The 23,775-nt window shown below is 67.4% G+C and carries 19 protein-coding genes and 1 pseudogene; 8 read left to right on the top strand and 12 right to left on the bottom strand.

All coding sequences use genetic code 11. The annotated features are described in order from the left end of the window. Positions 1 to 17 precede the first annotated feature (17 nt). Positions 18 to 524, top strand: coding sequence for a nitroreductase/quinone reductase family protein (locus NE2_RS10200; protein ID WP_063025703.1), 507 nt, complete (start codon positions 18 to 20; stop codon positions 522 to 524). Between the two features lie 16 nt (positions 525 to 540). Here NE2_RS10200 and NE2_RS10195 read toward each other — a convergent pair whose 3' ends face one another. Together NE2_RS10195 and NE2_RS10190 are read right to left on the bottom strand one after the other, a co-directional pair. Further along, the gene (locus NE2_RS10195; RefSeq protein ID WP_063025702.1) at positions 541 to 1,929 is read right to left on the bottom strand and encodes a metallopeptidase TldD-related protein; all 1,389 of its coding nucleotides are present in this window, start codon (positions 1,927 to 1,929) and stop codon (positions 541 to 543) included. A 49-nt stretch (positions 1,930 to 1,978) separates the two neighbouring features. Then, positions 1,979 to 3,502: a TldD/PmbA family protein gene (locus NE2_RS10190; RefSeq protein ID WP_084493939.1), complete on the bottom strand. Its 1,524-nt coding sequence runs from the start codon at positions 3,500 to 3,502 to the stop codon at positions 1,979 to 1,981. 206 nt (positions 3,503 to 3,708) lie between these two features. Here NE2_RS10190 and NE2_RS10185 point away from each other — a divergent pair, with 206 nt between their 5' ends. After that, entirely contained in the window at positions 3,709 to 4,362 is a 654-nt protein-coding gene (locus tag NE2_RS10185) for a TetR/AcrR family transcriptional regulator (RefSeq protein WP_081879689.1), read from the top strand. 7 nt (positions 4,363 to 4,369) lie between these two features. Here NE2_RS10185 and NE2_RS10180 read toward each other — a convergent pair whose 3' ends face one another. After that, positions 4,370 to 5,131, bottom strand: coding sequence for a sulfite exporter TauE/SafE family protein (locus NE2_RS10180; protein WP_373862241.1), 762 nt, complete (start codon positions 5,129 to 5,131; stop codon positions 4,370 to 4,372). 87 nt (positions 5,132 to 5,218) lie between these two features. On the opposite strand from NE2_RS10180, the gene NE2_RS10175 reads away from it, so the two are divergent. The 6 genes from NE2_RS10175 to NE2_RS35595 all read left to right on the top strand — a co-directional run bounded on the left by NE2_RS10175 (position 5,219) and on the right by NE2_RS35595 (position 11,772). Beyond that, positions 5,219 to 6,439, top strand: a complete 1,221-nt coding sequence (locus NE2_RS10175; protein WP_063025701.1) for a sensor histidine kinase — start codon at positions 5,219 to 5,221, stop codon at positions 6,437 to 6,439. 31 nt (positions 6,440 to 6,470) lie between these two features. Next, positions 6,471 to 7,130 (top strand): response regulator, encoded by a 660-nt coding sequence (locus NE2_RS10170; RefSeq protein WP_036501594.1) that lies wholly within the window; start codon positions 6,471 to 6,473, stop codon positions 7,128 to 7,130. 84 nt (positions 7,131 to 7,214) lie between these two features. Further along, entirely contained in the window at positions 7,215 to 7,697 is a 483-nt protein-coding gene (locus NE2_RS10165; protein WP_063025700.1) for an FxsA family protein, read from the top strand. A gap of 50 nt (positions 7,698 to 7,747) precedes the next feature. Further along, positions 7,748 to 9,343 carry an amidohydrolase gene (locus tag NE2_RS10160; protein WP_063025699.1) on the top strand — a complete coding sequence of 532 codons (1,596 nt, stop codon included), beginning with the start codon at positions 7,748 to 7,750 and terminating at the stop codon, positions 9,341 to 9,343. Between the two features lie 107 nt (positions 9,344 to 9,450). Then, a complete protein-coding gene (lnt, locus tag NE2_RS10155; protein ID WP_084493950.1) occupies positions 9,451 to 11,040 on the top strand; it encodes an apolipoprotein N-acyltransferase in 1,590 nt (529 codons plus the stop codon). A 558-nt stretch (positions 11,041 to 11,598) separates the two neighbouring features. Continuing rightward, on the top strand, positions 11,599 to 11,772 hold the full coding sequence (locus tag NE2_RS35595) for a hypothetical protein (RefSeq protein WP_157110928.1): 174 nt from the start codon (positions 11,599 to 11,601) through the stop codon (positions 11,770 to 11,772). Positions 11,773 to 11,887: 115 nt separating this feature from the next. On the opposite strand, the pseudogene NE2_RS10150 reads toward NE2_RS35595, so the two are convergent. From NE2_RS10150 to NE2_RS10115, 9 genes and pseudogenes are all read right to left on the bottom strand, one after another. Further along, positions 11,888 to 13,102 (bottom strand): annotated as a pseudogene (locus NE2_RS10150) (IS110 family RNA-guided transposase); the annotation flags it as partial. Between the two features lie 657 nt (positions 13,103 to 13,759). Then, positions 13,760 to 14,059, bottom strand: coding sequence for a hypothetical protein (locus tag NE2_RS35590; RefSeq protein ID WP_146165158.1), 300 nt, complete (start codon positions 14,057 to 14,059; stop codon positions 13,760 to 13,762). Positions 14,060 to 14,068: 9 nt separating this feature from the next. Further along, complete coding sequence (locus tag NE2_RS10145) at positions 14,069 to 14,911, bottom strand: hypothetical protein (RefSeq protein ID WP_063025782.1); 843 nt, start codon at positions 14,909 to 14,911, stop codon at positions 14,069 to 14,071. A 319-nt stretch (positions 14,912 to 15,230) separates the two neighbouring features. Further along, complete coding sequence (gene acs, locus NE2_RS10140; RefSeq protein WP_036497383.1) at positions 15,231 to 17,219, bottom strand: acetate--CoA ligase; 1,989 nt, start codon at positions 17,217 to 17,219, stop codon at positions 15,231 to 15,233. Between the two features lie 10 nt (positions 17,220 to 17,229). Continuing rightward, positions 17,230 to 18,381: an acyl-CoA dehydrogenase family protein gene (locus tag NE2_RS10135; protein WP_063025697.1), complete on the bottom strand. Its 1,152-nt coding sequence runs from the start codon at positions 18,379 to 18,381 to the stop codon at positions 17,230 to 17,232. Next, complete coding sequence (locus NE2_RS10130; protein WP_063025696.1) at positions 18,381 to 20,168, bottom strand: acyclic terpene utilization AtuA family protein; 1,788 nt, start codon at positions 20,166 to 20,168, stop codon at positions 18,381 to 18,383. Before NE2_RS10130 ends, NE2_RS10135 begins: the two co-directional genes overlap by 1 nt. 14 nt (positions 20,169 to 20,182) lie before the next feature. Beyond that, complete coding sequence (locus NE2_RS10125) at positions 20,183 to 20,983, bottom strand: TIGR03084 family metal-binding protein (protein WP_063025695.1); 801 nt, start codon at positions 20,981 to 20,983, stop codon at positions 20,183 to 20,185. After that, on the bottom strand, positions 20,983 to 21,747 hold the full coding sequence (locus NE2_RS10120) for an enoyl-CoA hydratase/isomerase family protein (protein WP_063025694.1): 765 nt from the start codon (positions 21,745 to 21,747) through the stop codon (positions 20,983 to 20,985). Before NE2_RS10120 ends, NE2_RS10125 begins: the two co-directional genes overlap by 1 nt. Then, positions 21,747 to 23,768, bottom strand: coding sequence for an ATP-binding protein (locus NE2_RS10115; protein WP_063025693.1), 2,022 nt, complete (start codon positions 23,766 to 23,768; stop codon positions 21,747 to 21,749). The genes NE2_RS10120 and NE2_RS10115 overlap by 1 nt, the downstream gene beginning before the upstream one ends. Positions 23,769 to 23,775: the final 7 nt, after the last annotated feature.

Below are 23,775 nucleotides of genomic sequence, written 5' to 3'. Positions count from 1 at the left end.
TGATCGGAGCTGTCGACATGTCCACTCCCAGCACACCCCCATCGGCCGGCACCGCGGCGAGCGAATCGGCGGGCCGGGGCCGGTTGCGTATGCAAACGGCGGTCGACGCCGGCATGCGCGCCCTGTTGCGGTCGCCGCTGCATCGGCTGCTCAGCGCGAAATTGATGATCGTCACCGTGGTCGGTCGCAAAACCGGCCGCGTCTACGCGAATCCGGTCGGCTACGCCGAATCGGACGGCGCACTGCTGGTCGGCACCGCGGCGGGCTGGCGGCGTAATCTGCGGCCGGGCGAACCGGTGCGGATCACCTGGCGCGGCCGGGAGCGGCTCGCGGACTGGGAGGTGATCTCCGGCGAAGACGAGATCGCCGAGCCCTACCGCATCATCCTCACCCAGAACCCGACGCACGGCCGCTTCGCCGGCGTCAGCCTCGATGCCGACGGCAATGTCGACCGGGAACAGCTGCGTGCCGCCCTCGGCCGCGGCACGGTGGTCGTGCGGCTGCGGCCGCGATCTATGCGCTGAGTGCGGGTGACCGCGCTCAGGTGGCCTGGCTGACCGAGGACATGTGGAAGTCGGGGATCCGCATCGGCGGCATGGCCGTGCGGGTGAACCAGTCCTTCCATTCGCGCGGCAGCGTGATCTCGGTGGCGCCGACCTCGGTGGCACGCCGCAGCAGATCCAGCGGGCTCTCGTTGAAGCGGAAGTTGTTGACCGCGGCGGTGACCGCGCCGTCCTCCACCAGGTACACCCCGTCGCGAGTCAGGCCGGTCTGCAACAGCGTGGCCGGATCGACCTCGCGGATGTACCACAGGCAGGTCAGCAACAGGCCGCGCTCGGTAGTCGCGATCATCTGCTCGAGAGTGGTATCCGTCCCGCCGCTCAGCAGCAGATTCTCACCGGCCACCGTGACCGGAGCGTCGTACTGGGCGGCCACGGCGCGCGGATATATGAGCGACTCGATCACTCCCTCGCGCAACCAGTCGGCGCGACCGGCCGAGAGTCCGTTGTCGAAGACCGAGGAGGTCTCCGACGAAGCGGCGGTCGCGACGAACGGCCGGTACTCCAAACCCGCGGCAGTCGGATCCGAGTACAACGTCAGTGGCAGGTCGGTGAGCCGCTCCCCGATGCGGGTGCCGCCGGCCCGGGCGAATGCGGTGTGCCCCTCGTGGGCGCCGCGTCCGTCCATCGACCACAGCATCGGAATCAGCAGGTCGGCGACCGCCGAGGGCGGCAGCAGGGTGGGATAGCGACCGGCCGGCAACTCGACCCGGCGGGCACACCAGTCCAGGCGCCGGCTCAGCTCGGCCAGTAGTGCGGTGACGCCGATATCGGTGAAATCGGCGGTCGGCGCGCCCACCCAGGCGCTCGCTGGATCGCCGTCTCCGCCGCGCTTGCCGTTGATCTCGATGGATCCGGTGGGCTCGGTCCACCGGCGGCGGATGCCGGTGGACGTGCCCAGCCAGGTGGTGTGCAGTTGATGATGGGCGAAACCGTAGATCCGGTCGGCGCCGGCGAACCCGACCGCGAGCTCACCGGCGAGTCCGGTGAACACCTCGATGCCGGTCTCGCGCACGGGGCCCGACCACTCCGAATCCTGGTGTGCGCCGGCGGTTTCCGGGTCCAGCAGCGGCATCGCGTCCGCGGCGGGCTCGGCGGTGCGAGCCGCCTCCTCGGCGCTGCGCACCACGGCCTCGATCTCGGCGGGATCCACGCTTGTGGAACCGACACTGCCCACCCGCGCCGAGCGCGGGCCCTCGCGCAGGATCGACACCACCGCCCAGGATCGTGACACCGACGACCCGTTGGTGGTCATGGAATTGCCGGCCCAGCGCAGCGAGGCCTCGGAGGCGTCGGTGACGATGACGATCGTCTCGTCCGCGCGCGCGAGGGCCAGCGCCCGCTCCACGACCTCCGCGCCGTGCATCATCGTCACCGACCGGCCTCCCGCGTTGTGTGCCAATTCCGAATCGTGACCATTACCCCGCCTCCTGGCGGGTGTTGAGGATGTTCACCCCGCGCACCAGCACCGACGGACATCCGTGCGATACCGCCGCGACCTGGCCGGGCTGGGCCTTACCGCAGTTGAACGCCCCGCCGAGGACCCAGGTCGACGGGCCGCCGACGGCTTCCATCGCGCCCCAGAAGTCGGTGGTGGTGGCCTGGTAGGCGACGTCGCGCAGCTGGCCGGCCAACTGCCCGTTGCGAATCCGGAAGAAGCGCTGCCCGGTGAACTGGAAGTTGTAGCGCTGCATGTCGATCGACCAGGACCGGTCGCCCACGATGTAGATCCCGTCCTCGACCCGAGAGATCAGCTCGGCGGTGCTGGTATCGGATTCCGGATCGGGTTGCAGCGATACGTTGGCCATGCGCTGGATGGGCACGTGATGGGCGGAATCGGCGTAGGAGCACCCGTTGGACCGGGGCACCCCGAGACGAGGCGCGAAGACCCGGTCGAGCTGATAGCCGATCAGGATGCCGTCGCGCACCAGATCCCAGCGCTGCCCGGCCACCCCCTCGTCGTCGTAGCCGACCGTCGCCAGTCCGTACTCCTGAGTCCGATCACCGGTGACGTGCATGATCGGGGTGCCGTAGCGCAGCGTTCCGAGCTGGTCGGGAGTGGCGAAGGAAGTTCCGGCGTAGGCCGATTCATAGCCGATCGCGCGATCGTATTCGGTGGCGTGACCGATGGATTCGTGAATCGTCAGCCACAGATTGGTCGGGTCGATCACCAGGTCGGTGGGACCCGGCGTCACCGACGGCGCGGCGACCTTCTCGGCCAGCCACTGCGGCATCCGTGCCAGTTCCTCGTTCCAGTCCCAGACGCCGTCGGCGCCGGTGACGTACTCCCAGCCGCGCCCGGCCGGGGCGGCGAGGGTCCGCATGGTCTCGAAACCCCCCGTCGCAACGTCGACGGTGATGGCCTCGAGTTGCGGATGCAGCCGCACCCGCTGCTGGGTGATCGTGGAACCCGCGGTGTCGGCGTAGTAGGTCTGCTCCTTGACCTGCAGCACCGATGCCGTCACGTGATCGATGCCCGCGGCCGAGGACAGGCGCTGCGAATAGTCCTGCAGCAGCACGACCTTCTCCGGCGTGGGCACGGTGAACGGGTCCACCTCGTAGGGCGAGACCCAAGTCGCGTCGCGGTAGACCGGTTCGCCGGCGAGTTCGACCCGCTCGCGGTTGAGCGCCCGCAGCGTCGCCGCGACAGTGACCGCGCGCTGGGCCACCGCCACGGCGGTCGCGGGCGTCAGTTCGCAGTGCGAGGCGAAACCCCACGTACCGTCGACGATCACGCGGACCGCGAAGCCCAGGTCGTCGGCATTGTCGATGGATTCGACGCGGGCGTCGCGCAACCGGATCGATTGCGTCAGCAGCCGATGCACCCGCAGATCGGCGTAGTCGGCGCCGGCCGCGCGCGCCGCCGTCAACGCCGCATCGGTCAGGGCGGCCAGCGGCAGCGCGCGGAACTGCTCGTCCACGGCCGCAGATGCGATGCTCACCCGGCCTACGCTAATTGCTGAACGCCGGCCGGGCCACCGGATTGGCCGACGGGTGCGGCGAAACACTTTGGGACCCAACGCGACACGCCGTGCATGGTTGCAGTCGATGCAAACATGCACGAAATGCGGTGTAGCACGGACTGAAACGCGCGCGAAACGCGCAGCCTGCCGCAGGTTGCGGCGCCGATGGCGTACTGTCTGCCCGCGTGCCGCCATCCGCACTCCGTGACCGTAAGCGGGAACGCACCCGCCGCGCCCTCCTCGAGGCTGCCGCCGATCTGTTCGAATCCCGCGGCTACGAGGCGACCACCGTCGCCGATATCGCCGCGACCGCCGAGGTGGGTACGAGGACGTTCTTCAACTACTTCGAGAGCAAAGAGGAACTGCTCTTCCCCGAACCCGATGAACGCGTCACCGCGGCGGTGGCCGCGATCGCGAGCCGTCGTGCCGACGAACGGCCCGTCGAGGTGCTGCTGCGCGCGCTGCGGGCGGCCGGGGACAATCCCGGTGATCACCTCGGCGACGATCTGGCGGCCCGCATCGCCGTGTTGCGCGCCCAGGTCTCGCGCACCGTCCCCGCCGTCAGCGGCCGGGCCGCGCACGCCCAGCTGGCCGCGCAGCAGGAGATCGCGCGGCGGCTGCGCGACGCCTTCCCCGACGAATTGGACGAGGTCGGCGCGGCCGCGCTGGTCGGCGCGGTCGTCGGGGCGGTGTCGGGTGCGCTGACCGTGCTGTTCTCCGGACGCCACGCGATCGAGGACGGGGAACGGCTGCATCGCACCATTCGCGAGACCACCTCGCGGGTGCTGGCGCCCTGGCTCTCGGCCGGCCGGCATCTGACCGCCGAGGCGCGCTGCTGAGCGCCGCTCAGCCGAACTGCTGCCAGCCCAGGCGCACCACCATCGCGGTCACCACGATCAGCAGCACCGCGCGCACGAACCCGGCCCCGCGCGCGATCGCCATCCGCGACCCCACCACGGACCCCGCGATATTCGCCACCGCCATGCCCAGGCCCACCGACCAGATGATGTGCCCGGTGGCGGCGAGCAGGATCAGCGCGCCGAGATTGGATCCGCAGTTGATCACCTTCGCCACGGCCGCGGCGCGCACGAACTCGGTACCGAGCAGGGTGGCGAAGGAGATGATCAGGAAGGTGCCGGTACCGGGGCCGACCAGCCCGTCGTAGCCGCCGATCAGCCCCGCCGACAGGCCCACCACCAGGATCGTGCGGCGCCGGGTCGGCGGGTGGGTCGCCATCGTCACCCCGATCGAGGGCCGCGTCGCCACCACGATCGCGACACCGATCAGCACCGTCATCACGATCGGGATGAAATAGCGCCGGTCGATCAGGGCCACCGCGGCCGAACCGGCGGCCGCCGCGCACGCCGCGATCGCCGCACCCGACAGCATGAGCGGCCATCGCATCGGCACCCGGCGCGCGAAAGTCAGCGCGGCGGCACTGGTTCCGGCGAATGCGGCGATCTTGTTCGTGCCCAGCGCGGTCTGCGGGGGCAACGTCGGCGCGACCAGCAGCAGGGTCGGCAAAATGATCAAACCGCCACCGCCCACCACCGCGTCCACCCATCCGGCGGCCGTGGCCGCGGGCAGCAGCACCGCCCACTCGGCCATACCCACGGCGGCGACCCAATCAGAGTCGGCGACGTGCGGCAAATCGTGGCGCGCGGTGTCGAGGTGGCGGCCACCTAGGCTGAGCGGGTGCGCCGATTCAGTCTGTGGCTCCGTGGCAAACCCATGGTCGCCGATTCCATCCTCGCGGCCGCACTGGTGCTGTTGGATCTGCTCACGCTCGGCGGCAAGGATCATGCGATCGTCTATCTGATCCTCGGGCTGCTGGTTCCGGTGCCGGTGATCTGGCGGCGCAGCTATCCGCGGGCCAGTGCGGTCGCCCTGCTGGTGCTGTCGATCACCACCAGCGCGGTGAGCGTGGTCCTGCACGAGGATCTGCAGCCGCCGGCGCTGCTGGCGGTCGGCGTCGCGCTCTACACCCTCGTCGCGTACGTGGGCCGGCGCGAGGGTTTGCTGTATCTGGTCGGCCTCGCCGTGGACGGGGCGTTCTCGCTGGCCGTGGTCGACCAGTCGGTGCCGATCGTCATCGGCTTCCTGATCATGTTCTACGCGCTGTGCTGGACCCTCGCGGAATTCCTCGGCGCCCGCCACGCCTACGACGCCGAGGTCGCGGCCCGGCTCGCCGTCGCCGACTACGACCGCGAACGCAGCGCCCACGACGCGGTCTCGGCCGAACGCACCCGCATCGCCCGCGAACTCCACGATGTGGTCGCCCACGCGGTCAGCGTCATCATCGTGCAGGCAGACGGGGCGAAATACGCGCTGCGCCGCGACCCCGGGGTCGCCGAACAAGCGCTGGCCACCATCGCCGGCACCGGCCGCGAGGCGCTGCGGGAACTGCGCCGTACGGTGGAACTGCTGCGCACCGAACACGCCCCGGAGCAGCTGCCGCAACACGGCACCGCCGGACTGGCGAAGGTGGTGGAGATGATGCGCAGCGCCGGGCTGGCCGTGGAACTGGAACTCACCGGAGAACTCGACGATGTCGCCCCCGAGGTGAGTCTCGGCATGCACCGCATCGTGCAGGAATCGCTGACCAACACCTTCCGCCACGCCGGCCCCGACCCGCAGGCCTGGGTACGGGTGCGGCGGCGCGACGCGGACGTGCTGGTCGAGGTCCTCGACCGCGGCGACGCCGGGCCGTCCGCGACCGGGTCTACCGTGGCCACGCAGCCTCCCGTCGTGGACGACACCGCGCTGCGTAACGGCATCGCCGGCAGCGGACTGGGACTGGTCGGGATGCGGGAGCGGATCGCGGTACTCGGCGGCACCCTCGAGGTGGGACGACGTCCCGAGGGCGGCTGGCGCGTCTGCGCCACCATTCCCCTGCAGCGTGAACTACCCGACTGACCGGGCGAGGAGTCCCGGTTAGATTGGTGCGGTGCCGATCACCGTACTCGTCGTCGACGATCAGGAACTCATGCGTGCCGGACTCAAGATGGTGCTGGGCGCGCACCCGGACGTCGACGTCGTCGCCGAGGCCGACAACGGCGCGACCGCCGTGCGCCTGGCCGGTGAGCTGGCCCCCGACGTGGTGCTGATGGATGTGCGGATGCCGGTGGTCGACGGCGTCGCCGCCACCGCTCAGATCCTCGAATCCGGGTGTGGCAGCCGGGTTCTGGTGATGACCACCTTCGATCTCGACGAACACGCACTCGGCGCCCTGCGGGCCGGCGCCAGTGGTTTCCTGCTCAAGGACACCCCGCCCGAGGATCTGATCTCCGCCATCCGCAGCGTCGCGGCCGGTGACGCCGTGGTCTCGCCGAAGGTGACCAAACGGCTGCTGAACCGGCTGATCGCCGCCGACCCCGCCCGCGTGCGCGACCCATCGGTGCTCGACGTGCTCACCGCGCGCGAACGCGAGGTGCTCGAACAGATCGCCGCCGGGCGCTCCAACGCCGAGATCGCCGCCGAGCTGTATCTGTCGGAAGCCACGGTCAAGACTCACGTCGGCCGAGTGCTGACCAAACTGGGACTGCGCGACCGGGTGCAGGCGGTCGTGCTGGCTTATGAAACCGGGCTGGTCACGCCGGGTACCTGACCGGGTGAGCGGCGATATGCCCGAATCGGGAGAAAATCGGGGTCGTCGCGCGTTGGGCAGGGTAGATCGTGGAAAGGATCGCCGATGCCCGCCCTGTTGTTCGCCCTCTATCTCGTCGTCGAGATCGCGGCGCTGGTCGTGGTCGGCCACCTCATCGGTGCCGTGCCGACCATTCTGCTGCTCATCGCCGGGTCCGCGCTCGGGCTGATCCTGGTGCGTTCCCAGGGCCGCCGGGTCTTCCAGCAGTTCCGTCGTGCCCGCCGCGGCGAGATCGCCCCGGGAACCGCCGTCGCCGACGGCGCGCTGGTCGGGGTGGGCGCGCTGCTGATGTTCGTTCCCGGCCTGGTCACCTCGGTGTTCGGACTGCTACTACTTCTTCCGACCCGCGCGCTGCTGCGACCGCTGGTCTCGGCCGCGGCGCTGCGGCGCATCGACCGGCTGACCATGGCCACCGGCTATCGCGGCGTGGTGGTGGAACCCTCCGGGGAGGTCGTGGACGGGGTGGTCGTCGAGCAGTTCTACGACGACGGTCAGGGTCACGCGCGGCGCATGATCGACCCCCGCTGACCGACCCGCACTGATCGCGGGCCGCCGGCCGTGCGGCACACTGGTCACCCGTGAGTACCCAGTTGCTGGTCGGCGGCCGAATCTACAGTTCCAGTTCCCCCGATGCCACCACGATGGCGGTCACCGACGGCACCGTGGTCTGGCTGGGGGCCGAACGCCCCGGCCGCGCTTTGCACCCCGACGCCGAAATCGTCGATCTGGACGGCGCTTTCGTCGCCCCGGCCTTCGTCGATTCGCACGTGCACGTCACCGCGCTCGGCCTGCAACTGACGGGTTTGGACCTGTCCCAAGCGAATTCGCTCGCGCGATGCCTGGAGCTGGTGCGCGAGTACGCCGGCACCCATACCGGAACGATCATCGGCGACGGCTGGGACGAAACCCGCTGGCCCGAGGGCCGCCCGCCCACCGTCGAGGAGATCGATGCCGCCGCCGGGCCCGGCCGCCCGGCCTATCTGGCCCGCGTGGACGCCCATTCCGCGGTCGCCTCGACCGCGCTGCTCGACACGATGAGCGGCGTTCGCGCGGCCGCGGGTTACACTGCCGGCGCGCCGCTTCGCGCCGACGCGCATCACCTCGTTCGCGAGGCCGCACTCGATGGTCTCGACCGCGCTCAGCGCGACCGGGCTCGGGCCGCCGCACTCGATTACGCGGCCGCGCACGGTGTGGTCGCCGTCCACGAATGTGCGGGCCCGCAGATCGCAGGGCGCACCGATGTGCGCGAGTTGCTGGAATTCGAGCACGGTGTGCAGGTGCGCGCGTACTGGGGTGAGGCCGTCACCTCGGCCGACGAGGCGCGGGCGCTGCTCGGCGAACTCGGTGTACACGGGCTGGCCGGCGACCTGTTCGTCGACGGCTCGTTCGGCTCCCACACCGCCTGGCTGCGCGAACCCTATGCCGACCGCGACACCACCGGTGTCTCCTACCTCGACGCCGCGGCGATCGCCGCCCATGTCCGGGCCTGCACCGAGGCCGGGATTCAGGCCGGATTCCACGCCATCGGCGACGCCGCCATCGATGCGGTGGTCGAGGGCTTCGCCCGGGTCGCCGGCGAACTCGGCGCACCGGCGGTGGCCACCCGCGGCCACCGGCTCGAACATGCCGAACTGCTCGATGCCGGGCAGATCGCGAAACTGGCCGAATTCGGCGTGATCGCCAGTGTGCAACCGGGATTCGACGCCGCGTGGGGTGGCGCCGAGGGGATGTACGCCACCCGGCTGGGCGCCGAACGCGCCGCGGCCACCAACCCGTTCGCGGCGATGGCCGCCGCCGGTATCTCGCTGGCGATCAGCTCCGATGCCCCGGTGACGGCGCTGAACCCGTGGGAGGCCATCCGCGCGGCCGCGAACCACCGCACCCCGGGGCACCACATCTCCCCGCGCGCCGCCTTCGCCGCCGCCACCCGCGGCGCATGGCGGGCCGGCGGTGTGCGTGACGGTGTCGCCGGAACCCTGGTGCCGGGCGCTCCCGCCAACTATGCGGTGTGGGACGCCGCGGAACTCGTCGTCGCCGCGGCATCGGACACGGTCCAGCGCTGGTCCACCGATCCGCGCTCCCGCGTCCCCGGCCTTCCGTCCTTGGAAGAGGGCGTCGAACTCCCGCGCTGCCTGCGCACCGTCCGCGACGGAGTGACCATCTATACAGCCTGAGGAAATAACGCGACGAAGACCGACCGCGCTTTCGTCGAAAGTGTCACCGCCGCCGCGGAGCCCCGGCCGGCGGGAACCGCGCACTATCCCAGTAGGCTGGCGCGGTGCTGGGCGTGACGTGGCGGGTATGGGGGAGGATCGGGGCCGCTGTCGTCGCCGGGCTGTTGGTGTTCGCGAGCTTTCCGCCGCGTACCTGCTGGTATCTCGCGCCGATCGGGATCGCGGTCCTGACCCTGACGGTGCGGGACGCGGCGAGGTTGCGCGGCGGCTTCGGCTACGGACTGCTGGCGGGGCTCGCGTTCTTCCTGCCGTTGCTGCCGTGGACGGGCATCTACGTCGGCCCGGTGCCGTGGCTGGCGCTCTCGACAGCGTGCGCGGTGTATGTCGGCTTGTTCGGGCTGCTGTCGCGGCTGGTGTGCCCCCTGCCGGGCTGGCCGGTGTGGGTCGCGCTGATGTGGACTCTGACCGAATGGGGACGCTCCAGCTTTCCGTTCGGTGGATTTCCGTGGGGCCGACTCGCTTTCGCGCAGGCCGACGGCTGGTACCTGCCGCTGGCCTGGCTCGGTGGCGCGCCGGTGGTGAGCTTCGCGGTGGCCCTGACCGGAACAGTTCTGGCGGCGCTTCTGCTTCGGTTGCGCCCGCAGGCACACCAACGGCGTGCGGTCGTAATTATCACTCTCGCAACGGTTGTGGCTATTATCCCGATTACCGGAGTGATCCTCCGGACCGCGCTGCCCGCCCCGGACGACGGAGACCGGTCGATCACGGTCGCCGCTATCCAGGGCAGCGTGCCGCGGCTGGGCCTGGACTTCAACGCCCAGCGCCGGGCCGTGCTGGACAATCACATTCGCCGTACCGAGGAGCTGGCCCGCGCGATCGCCGCCGGGACCGCCGCCCAGCCGGATGTGGTGATCTGGCCGGAGAATTCCTCCGATATCGACCCGCTGCGCAATTCCGACGCCTACGACGAGATCACCGCCGCCTCCCGCGACATCCACGCCCCGATCCTGGTGGGCGCCGTCCTCGTCAACGACGACCGCACCACCACCAATTCGGTGATCGTGTGGGACGCCGACGGGCCGGGGGAGCGCCACGACAAGAAGATCATCCAGCCTTTCGGCGAATACCTGCCCTATCGCGGCTTCTTCCGACACTTCTCCGACTACGCCGACCGCGCCGGCTACTTCGTCCCGGGCCACGGCGACGGGGTCGTGCACGCCCGCCCGGCCGGCGGTGGGCCGATGGTCGCGATCGGCGTGGCGACCTGCTATGAGGTCGCCTTCGACCGGGCGTTCGAGGATTCGCTGCGCGCCGGCGCGCAGTTGCTCACCGTGCCGACGAACAACGCCACCTTCGGCGACAGCGATATGACCTATCAGCAGCTGGCCATGTCGCGGGTGCGGGCAGTCGAACACGGCCGGGCGCTCGTGGTCGCCGCGACCACCGGTGTCAGCGCGGTCGTCACCGCCGACGGCGTGGTGCGGCAGCACACCGAGAAATTCGTGCCCGCCGCACTCGAGGCGACGTTGCCGTTGCGCAGTGAAACGACACCCGCGACCGCGATGGGACCCCTTCCGGAACGGATGTTGTGTATTCTTGCTGCGGCCGTCGCCCTGGTCGCGGCTACTCGGTGGCGAACGACGCGTTCGATTCGTCGTGCCGATGAGGACGTCACCGGCGATCCGGCATTCGATTGACGGCCGCCGCAGCTGTTCCGGACAATCACACAACGCGGGTACCCGCGAATCGGCATTTCTCACAACCTCGATTCCGTGGGCCGTCCAATCGCATTCGCCGGCCGGTTGCGTCACCGGAAACGACGCGCCGTCGCTCCTGCCGTTGACGGGCGCGCTGAGCTGCTAGGCCGTTGTTTGCGGTGAAATAGCTGTCTAATTGCTTTATCTGCCTGTGGTGTTCGCGGCCGAAGATCACGACATCGGTATGTCTGCCGGGGCATTCCGGGCGCATCGGACATCACTGGAGTGCACGCCAAAGCCTATTGACCAGTAGTTTTGGTTCGAAAGCGGGTCACGGGGGCGCACGGGAGTTCGTGTCAGCGCACGGGAGAAAATCACGATGAAAATGACAGCGCAGTAGTAGTTATTCGCGGCTGTCTCCGGTCTTGCCTCACTGCTGGTTGGGCATGGGTAATCCGCTTGTTGTCGGAATCGAAAGGCTCCGTGTGGTAGTTGAAAGATCGACGGTCGGCGTGTCGCAACGCGACACGCCGACTAGTTTTACAATCCAGCAACTGATTGGCAATTGCAGTGCGATGGCCGATCTGGACGGCCGCCGTCGCGTGGGCTTGGGTGACACTGCCGTCCTTCGGTGACCTGCCGGCCGGATTCGTACGCACGCTGTTGTCCCGCCGCAGCCTCGACGATCTCGCTGATATCGCCTACTACTGTGCTTTCACCCCGCCACCGTGACCCGCGAGCAGGTCGTGGCCGTGGCTGGGGCCAGGCGGGCGGTCGAGGAATGCTTCCAAGCCGCCAAGAGACCTCCGATGGTTTTAGGAGTCAAGCCGCAGCGCGTGTCGGGTGAGGGACCGAAAGCCTTTATCGGATCGAAGGATTGGCTGGTTGGGAGGCAGTGGTGCAACTGGCCGAGCATCTTGTTGAACAAGTGCCGCAGCGCGGCCGCGTGGCGGTCGCCGTGTGCCCGCCGGCGCAGATAGTGATTGCGGGCCGCGCCTTCGTTGGCAATCGCGGCGAAGGCCCAGACCCATCCGGCCGCGGCGAGACGGTCGTTCTTGATGCGTCGATGGGTGATGGAGATCGTCTTCCGGAGGCCCTGGTGGCGGGTGCGGATCCGGCGTAGGCCTTCAACGCTCGGTCGTTGGTGAATCGTGTGCGGTCGTCACCGATCTCGGCCAGGACGCGGGCGCCGGTGAGGTCGGCGAGTCCGGGAAAGCTGGTGACGACCGCGTAGTCAGGGTGCTTGCGAAACTCCTCCGCGGTGGCGTGCTCCAGGTCGTGAGCGCCGGTGCAGGCCGCCTCGAGAGTCGCCAGCAGGGCGAGGGCCTGGTGGCCCATCGCCTGCCCAACCGGCGCAGGCTGGTGCAGCTGCGGTTCGCGCAAACCGTGCAGGATCTCGACGGCCAGTGCGTCGATTCCGCGTTGACGGCCGGCCCGACGCAGCGCTGCGGCGACACGGGTTTTCGTGAGTCTGGCCGCGTGGGTGGGTGTCGGTGCGAGGGCCAGGACTGCGCGGGCCGCGGGGCGGGCCAGGTTGGTGGCCGACCGTCCGGCGAAGGTGGACAGGAAGGCCGGGTAGTACTCGCGCAGCAGCGAGCGCAGTTCGTTGCTGGCCTTGGTGCGCCGCCAGACCGCGTCCTGCTGGGCCCGCGCGAGCACCGCGATGGCTTGGACGAACTCGCTGTCGACGGGCATCCGCCGGTGGAACTCGCTATCGACTCGGATGATGTTCGCCAGGGTCATGGCATCGACGTGGTCGGACTTCGCGCGCGTCATGGAGTGGCGTTCGCGGTAACGGGCAACGGCCATGGGATTGATCGCGTAGACGGGTCGGCTGGTGACACGCAGGGCGGCGACCAGGAGCCCGCGCGGGGTCTCGATCGCAACCGGGATCGGGTCCTCGGCGGTGTCGCCGGCCTCGGTCAGCAGAGCGGTGAGTTCGGCGAACCCGGTGGGTGGGGTCGTCCCCGATTCCCTTCTTGGACAAGAGTTTTCCGTCGCGGTCGATGATCGCGATGTCGTGATGGCCTTCGGCCCAGTCGATTCCGCAATATCGGTGCATAACGACGTCCCTCGTGTCGGGTGTCTTCGCAGGTCCAAGACCTCGGCGAGAACGCGCAGCGCCCTACTTACGAGCCTCGATGGGCTTGCCTCCGATGAGCTGTTCGCGATCCCAGCGCACCCACACGGCACCGGTCTCTCCAAGAACTCGCAGCTCTCGAAAAGTGAGGTAACTGATCGTGTGAGCAGGCTCGAACCACGAGCAATTCGGTTCGACACGCACAGCCGGACGGGTCCGACGCACTACGTCGTCTTCCCCGGCCAGCTGCACCGACTGCCGAGCGCCCGCGGTCTCTTGTTGCCCCGAACGAGGAGAGGGTCGATCACGGCAGGTCGCATTCCGCTGCTGGTGCCCCGCTCTTTCTGGAGGGCTTCATTGCCCCGGGGGGCAATGAAGATGTCGCCTCAGCGGCAAGCAAATACGGTTCGGCCGTGGCGCTCGCGGCCTTTCTCCAGGTCTTACACGGACCAAGTGTGGCTGTGGAGTCGACACGGCCGAATCGCCGAACGGTCAGTCTCACCACACCAGCGCGCTGCCAATCGGGAGACCTTCACAGGCCAGGAGCTCTACAGGCGTCTGGCTGCCGATCAACCAACCGTTACCAAATAAGTAGGAGCTCTAAGGCGGCATCCGATGGACGGATACCGCCGGGCGAATTCAGATGGTGGCCGTGGTCATGGTCGTTACCTCCACCGGACCTGTCCACCCGCAGGGTAGGGAGCAGCGTCCGATGGGTTCGCGGGTGGTCGAGCTGTCGGCATAGACATTGATCATCATTGCCGCTTGCGCTGCGTAGCCACAACATGGGCAGTTGCCGAAGTAATTGAGTATCTCAACGGCGTGCCTCCTGATCACAGTCCCACGAGAATCTGTCGACGTCGCGGGTAGTGCATCGGGAATGTCGGATTCGACGATCGGCGGGTTTACGTCTCGTTGCTTCATTGCGATACCGGTCATGATTTTCGTTCACCTTGCAGATGGAATGAGCTGAGGTGTTGCCGATGTTTCATCGGGTTCGAGGGTTCCTGACGGCCTCGGCAGGAATTTGCTCGCACCGTTCACCGCGAGCGCGCACAAGGCCATGGTGCACAACGTTGCTGCCCACACGATCGCACTCGAAAAATGAGCGGCGTCGAGGTGCAGGGCGATGATGAGCGGCGCGCCCAACCCGAAATTCGCACCGAACATGGTCATCGGGAAGACCATCAAAAGGCCGAACAGACCCCAAGGAGATGTGACGCGCCGCCAGAGTTGCACCGCGAGAACTGTGAACAGTACTACTTGTGTACCTTCGAGCACTCCGATTACCAGCGGATAATGCCAGATGCGCAACTCGAAGGGGCCGTAATATGTATAGACGTTGGTGCCGGTTCCGATCATCTCGAAAACGCACGAGGTGACGATTTCGGCGATCCACACTGTAAACAATCCCTTGCGGGTGAGTCGGCCTTCGTACATGCGTCGGCCCACGTATATGCATGCGCTCGAGTAGAGAATGACGTAGCCGCTGTGGGTCCAGTTGGGCTGCACGACGCCAAAGGCGGTGAAATGCGAATACATCGCTCCTGGACGCCCGTTGTGGACATCGTAGAACCATAGATCGAAGGCGACGTCGTAGAGAGGTTCGGCAAACGCTGCGACGCCGGCGGAAATGCATGCTAATAGATAGAATGGCGTTCGTTGCTTCCTGCCCATTTGCGCGGCGAAGATGAGCATGATCGCAACGATTCCCCAGCTGGCCCAGGTGAATACATTCTGCCAGACGATACTGAGTTCATATTGCATTACCGCTGATGGCATTCGGCCCATCGTGACTCCTTCTGGGAAGGCCTGAGAAAGAAGGGTACTCGGTGTAAAAATTCGAGTGATGACAGTCACAATAATTGGCTGCAGCGGTGTCCTGCATCCCTCGTGGGGGTGATGAGTGTCGTACGTTGGATAGAAAAGGAAATCTGCTCTGAACGGTATTATTGCGAATTTCTGCGCGCGATCGATCCCATGGCTTACGTGCACGGGTTTGCCGATCCGAAAATTTCGATTCTCGTGGCACAGACTGCCGAACGGTGGCTGGTCGTGCGAACTCGCCTCACGCAGGGGGCGACGATTCCTGCCTTCCCTGGAGTCAGGATCAGGCGTTGGAGGCGCGGATGGCTTCGAACACGTTGGGGTCGACCAGGGTGGAGGTGTCGCCGAGTTCGCGGCCCTCGGCAACGTCGCGCAGCAGGCGGCGCATGATCTTGCCGGAGCGGGTCTTGGGCAGTTCGGGCACGATGTGGATCTCGCGGGGGCGTGCGATGGGGCTGATCTCGCGGGAGACCTCGGCCTTGAGCTCGTCCACCAGTTGTTGTCCGGAGTTGTTCGAGCCGCCGGTGAGGATGACGAAGGCGACGATGCCCTGTCCGGTGGTGGCGTCGCTGGCGCCGACGACCGCGGCCTCGGCGACGCTGTGGTGGCCGACGAGCGCGGATTCGACTTCGGCGGTGGAGATGCGGTGGCCGGAGACGTTCATGACGTCGTCGACGCGGCCCAGGACCCACAGCGCGCCGTCGGCATCGATCTTGGCGCCGTCGCCGGCGAAGTACCAGCCCTGGGCGGCGAAGCGTTCCCAGTAGGTGGCCTTGTAGCGTTCGTCGTCGCCCCAGATGCCGCGCAGCATCGACGGCCACGGCTGGTCCAGCACGAGGTATCCGACGACCGCGGAGCTTGCGGAGCGGTCCGAAGATTCGGCTTCGGTTCGATTGTTTTCGACCGAATTGCCTTCCTCGTCCACGACTTTCGCGGTGATGCCGGGCAGCGGGGCCATGGCGGCGCCGGGTTTGGCGGGGGTGATGCCGGGCAGCGGGGAGATCATGATGGCGCCGGTTTCGGTCTGCCACCAGGTGTCCACGATGGGTGCGCTGCCCGCGCCGATGACTTCGCGGTACCAGCGCCAGGCTTCGGGGTTGATCGGTTCGCCGACCGAGCCGAGCACGCGCAGCGAGGACAGATCGTGGGCGTCGGGGATCTCGCGGCCCCACTTCATGAAGGTGCGGATCAGCGTGGGTGCGGTGTAATAGATTGTGACACCGTACTTCTCGATGATCTGCCAGTGCCGGTGCTCGTCGGGGAAGTTGGGGGTGCCCTCGTAGACGACCTGGGTGGCGCGGTTGGCCAGCGGGCCGTACACGATGTAGGAGTGCCCGGTGACCCAGCCGATGTCTGCGGTGCACCAGTACACGTCGGCGCCGGGTTTGTGGTCGAAGACGTAGTGGTGGGTGTAGGCGACCTGGGTCAGGTAGCCGCCGGAGGTGTGCAGGATGCCCTTGGGTTTTCCGGTGGTGCCGGAGGTGTAGAGGATGTAGAGCGGGTGCTCGGCATCGAAAGGCTGGGCCTCGTGCTCGGGACTGGCCTGGGCGACGGTTTCGTGCCACCACAGGTCGCGGCCCTCGGTCCACGGGATCTCGATATTCGTGCGGCGCACCACCAGTACGTGTTCCACGCTGTGCGGCACGTCGCCGTGGGCGTAGAGCGCCTCGTCGACGGCTTCCTTCAGCGGTGCGGCCTTACCGCGGCGCCACTGTCCGTCGGTGGTGATCACCAGGCGGGCCTCGGCGTCGTCGACGCGCTGGCGCAGGGCGCTGGGGGAGAAGCCGGCGAAGACCACCGAATGGGTCAGGCCCAGCCGCGCGCAGGCCAGCATCGAGACGATGGCCTCGGGAACCATCGGCATGTAGATCGCGACCCGATCGCCGGCGACGAGGCCGAGTTCGGTGAAGTAGTTGGCGGCCTGGCTCACCTCGGCCTGCAGTTGGGCGTAGGTGATCGAGCGGGAATCGCCGGGCTCACCTTCCCAGTGGATGGCGACCTGGTCGCCGTAGCCGTCGGCGACGTGGCGGTCCACGCAGTTGTAGGCGACGTTGAGCTTGCCGCCGGTGAACCAGCGCGCGAACGGCGCGTCGTCCCAGTCCAGCACCCGATCCCATGGTTGATGCCAGTGCAGCCGCTGCGCCTGCTCGGCCCAGAACCCGTCGCGATCCGCCGTCGCCCGCTCGTAGATGGACGCATCGGCATTGGCCGCCGCGGCGAATTCGGCGGTAGGCGGGTACACGTCTCGGTGCTCAGCGGTGGTGTCGGTCATCTCGCCTCGTTCAGTAGGACTTCGGAAGCCCAAGCCTGTGCTGGGCAACGTAATTGAGGATCATCTCCCGGCTGACCGGCGCGATCTGCAGCAACCGCGCCAGCCCCCACTGCGGTAAGAGGCCGTACTCGGTACTGATGCCGTTTCCGCCGTGGATCTGAATCGTGTGGTCGACGGCCGCGACCGCGGCCTCGGCGGCGGCGTACTTCGCGATGTTGGCCGCCTCGCCGGCCGGCATGCCCCGCTCGTACAGCCATGCGGCCTTGGCGGTCATCATCGCCGCGAGATCGACCTCGATCTCGGCCTTCGCCAGCGGATGCGCGATCCCTTGATAGCCGCCGATGGGCGAGCCCCACACCGACCGGGTACGGGCATAGGCCGCACCGCGCTCGACGGCGAAGCGGCCTATCCCGACACAGACCGCGGCCCCGGTGATTCGCTCGGGATTGAGCCCGTCGAAGACGTGGCGGAACCCGTCGCCTTCGACGCCAATGAGGCTGGAGGCGGGCAGCCGGACATTGTCGAAGTGCAGCGTGAACTGCTTTTCCGGCACGCTGATTCCGACCGGCAGCCGGTGTTTGACGAGGCCGGGAGTGTCGGTCAGGACCAGGAACAACGACATCCGCGCCGCGCCGCTGGATTCGTCGATCCCGGTGCGGGCGACGACGATCAATGCGGCCGCCTCATCGACACCGGAGATGTAGTACTTGGTTCCGGTCAGCAGATAGTCGCTGCCCGACCGCTGGGCAGTCGTGGATATCCGATGACTGTTGGATCCAGCGTCGGGTTCGGTGATCGCGAATACGACCTTCGTGCCGGATGCCATGCGCGGCAACCACTCCCGTCGCTGCGCGTCGGTGCCGTATTTCGTCAGCAGCTCACCGGAAATCGCGCTGGACACGAGCAACAGAAGTTGCGGGCAGCCGTGCGCGGCGGTCTCTTCGCACACCATCGCCAGTTCGGTCATTCCGGCGCCGCCGCCGCCGTACTGCTCGGGCAGATTGATTCCGATGAAACCGTGATCGGCGAGATCCTGCCAGAGTTCGGTGGTCGGCTCATGAGCCACGGCGCGTTCGGCATAGTAGGCGGGGCCGTACTTGTCGGTGATCGCGCCGATCGCGCGGCGAAGGTCGCGGTGCTCGGTGGATTCGGTGAAGTCCATCAGGAATCTCCCGCGAGTTTGTCCGGAATGTCGGTGTACGTCGCACGCAGGAATTCACCGAGTCCCTTGGCCTGTGGATCGGTCCGAGTGCACGATGCGACACCGTCACCGAGAAATCCGACGACGACGAAGTTCAACGCGCGCAGGTTGGGGAATTCGTATCGCCGGATTTCGAAACCCGCCGCGTCGGGTACCAATTCGGTGAATCGTTCGACGGTCAGATGTGAGCGCAGCCAATGCCATCGCTCGACGGTGTCCGTCCACACTCCGACATTCGCCTTGCCCCCCTTGTCGCCCGATCGGGCCGCGACCACCGAACCGAGCGGCCGCCGGGTCGTCGGCCCGAAATCGACTGTGCCGGACGTGCCGTCGTGGCCGGGGATAACGCCGGTACAGCGGTCGTCGGTCTGTGGGGTGTGCGGGATCGTTTCGCGCGAGCCGTCGGCGTGCACCACGATCTGCTCGATCTCGGAGGCAGGAATCACGGTCGGCCAGTAGACGCCGAATTCGGAGGCCGACGACGGCGGGGTCGTGGTGTGAAATCCGGCGTACCCGCCGACGGCGAGCTCGAGCACCGCGTTGGAGAAGGACCGGTCCACCTTCGCCCGCTCGCGGTCTTTGACGGTAACCCGCAAATGCGCCGTCGACTCGCTCAGCCGCGTCGGCTCCGCTCGGTCGTACCGCAACAGCTGGACATCGACGTCGTCGAATCGGTCTCGCCCACCCAGGATTTCGAACAGCTGGTCGGTGGCCCATCGCGCCTTCTCCTCGATGTCGAGGCCGGTCAGCACGAGGGTCATCGTGTTGCGGTACCCGCCGATGAAGTTCATCGCGACCTTCAGCGTCGACGGCGGGGGTGAACCGGTGGCGCCACTGACACGCACACGGTCCAAACCTTCCAGGGTCAGCTGCAGAGTGTCGAAATGTGCTACGACGTCCGGATTGAGATAGACGGGCGAGTCGACTTCGTAGAGCAACTGCGCGGTAACCGTTCCGGGCGACACCAACCCGCCGGTGCCCTCGTGCTTGGTGATGACGAAGCTGCCGTCGTGCGCCAATTCTGCGATCGGCGAACCGGGATAGCGCCGGTCGGTGATCTCGTTGATCTGTGAGTAGTTGCCGCCGGTGGCCTGTGGTCCGCATTCGACGATGTGGCCCGCGGCCACCGCACCCGCAAGCGCGTCGAAATCGGTGCGTTTCCAGTCGTGCCACCACGCTCCGACGCCCACCACGAGCGCCGCATCGGTGACCCGCGGCGTGATCACCACGTCGGCGCCACGCGCCAGCGCCGCCGCGATACCCCAGCCGCCGAGATAGGCGTTGGCCGAAATCGGCTGGGCGCCGGACTCGGCGAGTGTGATTCCCGTGTCGAGATGACGCAACGTGTGGCCGGCGGCCTGCAGTTGCGGCAGGCGCTCGACGATATCGTCACCCTCGATGTGGGCGACCGAAAGTTCGAGCCCTGCTTCGTGCACGACCGACCTGACCCGAGAGGCCAGACGGGCCGGCTCGAGCCCGCCGGCATTGACCACGATTTTGATGCCGCGCTCCGCGCAGGACCGCGCGACTCGCTCGAACTGGCTCAGAAACGTTTTGGCATAACCGGTTTCGGGATCCTTCTGCTTGGCTTTCCACAGAATCAGCATCGTCAGCTCGGCCAGGTAATCACCGGTGACCACGTCGACCGGCCCACCCTCGACCATCGCCTCAAAGGCGGCGAAGCGGTCGCCATAGAAGCCCGACGCATTGCCGATACGCACCGGCCTGCGCGGCGTTGTTCGATTCATCAGTCGAATTCCCTTCAGCGAGCGCTGGTTCGGCTCGGTCGGCCGGTTCCGGGAGCCCCGGCATACGCCTGCGCGATTGCCATCCACCTCGATGCGACAGGCCCGGTGATGGTCAGCTTCGTGTCGTCGCAGTGGCGACGCTGCGTGACCGCCAGGACGAAATCTTCGGCGGGGCCGGTCACCCGATCCGCCGCGTCGGCCGGTCCCCAGGTCCACACCTCGTCGGAGTCGGGCGCATCCAGTTCCACCCGTACGGGTTGGGTCGGCACGGCCAGATGGTGCAGCTGATGAGCGAACGCGAACGTGCTGACACCCAGATGCGCGATGCTGCGCAGCCCGGAGCTCAGCGGATGACTGGCCCCCAGTGCGTCGTAGATGTCCTGACCATGCGCCCAGGTTTCCATCAGCCGCGCGGTCACCGAGGAGGCCACGCTCATATCCGGCCCGAACCAGGGCAGGCGGCGGCGGGGATCATCGGTGCTGAACGCGGTCAGCAGCCGGGCGCGGGATTCCTCGAACCACGTCAGCAGATCGCCGGATGGAAGGTGGCGATTGGCCTCGGCCACGCGGTCGGGGAAGTCCGGTCCGAGCGCTGTCAGCCGGGCCGCCTCGGTATGGAACCGCTCGGCATCGGTGAGGGCCAGATGCGCGCAGTCGTCGAAGTAGGCCAGGTGTGATACCTGGTCACGGATGGTCCAGCCCGGTGCGGGAGTGGCTGATTCCCAGGCCAGTTCGGACGAGCTCGAAAGGCAGTCGATCAGCCGTTTGGTCTCCTGCTCGAGTTCGCGCAGCAGCGCGGGATAGTCGAGGGCCATTACTTTCCCTGCCATCGGGGGGCGCGCTTCTCGGCGAAGGACAGCATGCCCTCCTGCGCGTCCTCGCTCGAATACACTGGTGCCCAGATCTTTTCGGCACGATCGAAGGCATCGCGCAATGGGTATTCCGCGGTCAGTGCCATGGTTTGCTTACCGGCCAGGACCGACAACGGAGCGTTCGCGACGATCTGCTGGGCGAGCGCCTGTGCGCGCTCGCGCAGTTGATCGGGCTCTGCCAGTTGATTGACGAATCCGATCTGGTAGGCGCGCTCCGCCGTTATCGGGGCGCCGGTCAAGACGATCTCCATGGCCACCCGCCGGGGGATCATCTGGGGAAGCGGGGCCGCCCAGGGCGAACCGCGGCCTACCTTGACCTCCGAAATGGCGAACGTCGCCGTGGTGGAGGCGATACACAGGTCGCAGGTCTGCGCGAGCAGGAAGCCACCGGCGAAGGCCGCGCCGTTGACCGCGGCGATGGTCGGTTTGAGAACCTCGATATTCCGGCCGAACTGCGGGACGTAGTCGACAGGCGGAATCGTCAGCTTCTCTTCCGACATCTCCTTGAGATCACCGCCGGCGCAGAATGCCTTGTCTCCGGCGCCGGTAAGTACCAGGACCTTCGCACCGTCGTCGGCGTTGAAGCGGCGTACACCCTCGAAAAGGCCGTGACGCACGGCCTTGCTGAGGCTGTTGCGAGCATGCGGCCGATTGATCGTCAGCCACGCGACACCGTCGTCGATCTCGTAGTGGACTTCGTCCCGCATCAGTCCTCACCGTCCTGCACGACCGCCAGCACCTGGCCCGAATCGACTTGTGCAGCCACCGCGACGGGGATCTTCACGACGATGCCGTCCGAAGGAGTCCGAATGGTGTGCTGCATCTTCATAGCCTCGAGCACCACGACCGCGTCCCCCGCCGAAACCGATTGTCCTTCAGCCACTTCGACGCTCACGACCGTCCCAGGCATGGGGGCCAGCAGGGATCCGGCTTCCTGGATGTCGCTCGGGTCGGGGAAGCGTTCGACCTCGTGCAGTTCGGTTGCGCCGAGGGCACTGTCGACGAAATGCGTTGCACCGCTGCGGATGATGCGATATCGGCGTCTGACGCCGTCGATGGCGATGTCGACGAGTTCGGCGGTCGCGGCCTCGAGTTCGAGACTTTCCGGCCGCCAGTCGCCTACTCGCGCGCTCAGGCGGGCCCGGTCGAAGCGGTATTCGACGTCGATCACCTTGTCGCCTGCCTGGAAGGACACCGATTGGGGTGCGCTGGGCAGAGTGCGGAAGCCGGACGGCAGGCCGGGCAGCACTGGGGAGTTCGCGCGGCGATCGGCTTGCGCGGCGAGGGCGGCGACCAGGGCGTGGGTTGGCCCTGCCGAATCGTTGCCGTTGCGGTGATCCATCAGATCAGCCGGATCGTGTCGTTCGAGATATCCGGTATCGATGGCGCCGGAGCGGAATTCGGGTTCGCGCAGGATGCCGATCAGCAGGTCCCGGTTGGTCGTCACTCCGTGGATGCGGGTCTCCTGGAGAGCGCGTGCTACTCGATCGCAGGCCGCGTCGCGGTCGGGGCCGTATCCGATCACCTTCGCGAGCATCGGATCGTAGTAGGTGCTCACCTGGGAGCCGGAGGCGAACCCGGCGTCGACGCGAACACCGGGAAGGTTCGCGAACTCCAGCGTCGTCAATGTTCCCGATACCGGAATGAAGCCTGCCGCAACGTCTTCGGCGTAGAGACGGACCTCCATCGCGTGGCCCTGCGGGGTGACATCGAGCATTTCCTCGGGCAGCGGTGCGCCTGCGGCGACCAGCAGCTGGCCGCGGACCAGATCGATGCCGGTGACGAGTTCGGTCACGGGATGTTCGACCTGCAGGCGGGTATTGACCTCGAGGAAGTAGAACGAGCCGTCCTGCGCCATCACGAATTCCACCGTGCCGGCACCCTCGTAGGACAGCGCCTTACCGGCGGCTACCGCGGCGCGTCCGAGTTCGTCGCGCAGTGCGTCGTCGACCGCGGTGGACGGCGACTCCTCGATGATCTTCTGGTATCGCCGCTGGATCGAGCATTCGCGTTCACCGAGATGGACGACCGTGCCGAAGCTGTCGCCGAAGATCTGTACTTCGATATGCCGTGGAGACTGCACGAACTTCTCCAGGAATACCGTGCCGTTCCCGAACGCCGAGGCGGCCTCGCGCCGGGCGCTGCCGACCGCCTCGATCAACTCGCTCTGATCGGACACGATGCGCATACCGCGCCCGCCGCCACCGAATGCCGCCTTCACCAGGATGGGAAAGCCGATCTCCGCGGCGGCCGCGCGCAGCCGTTCCGGGTCCTCGTCGGACTCGTTCTCGACGGTGGCGCCGGGCAGTACCGGCACCCCCGCGGCGGCCATCATGCGCTTCGCCTCGATTTTCGAGCCCATCGCGGCGATCGCCTCGGGACTGGGGCCGACGAAGATCACGCCTGCCGCCCCGCAGTCGCGGGCGAATTGCTCGTTCTCGGAAAGGAATCCGTAGCCCGGGTGGATCGCGGTGGCGCCGGTGCGGCGGGCCGCGTCGAGCACGAGGTCGGCGCGCAGATAGGTGTCGGCGGGTGTCGTGCCGGGCAGGTGCACCGACTCGTCGGCCTGGAGCACGTACGGTGCGTCGATATCGGCGTCGGAGTACAGCGCCACGGTGGCGATGTCCATCTGCCGTGCGGTGCGGATGACCCGGGACGCGATCTCGCCGCGATTGGCGATGAGGAGTTTGGTGATCGCGGGCCGGTTGTTCGGGGCTGTCGAAGGCATCGGATTT

It is taken from the genome of Nocardia elegans NBRC 108235 (assembly GCF_001612845.1).
Taxonomy (GTDB): Bacteria; Actinomycetota; Actinomycetes; order Mycobacteriales; family Mycobacteriaceae; genus Nocardia; species Nocardia nova.
Note: the sequence above shows the minus strand (reverse complement) of the source record. Positions and strands in the feature narration are given on the sequence as shown.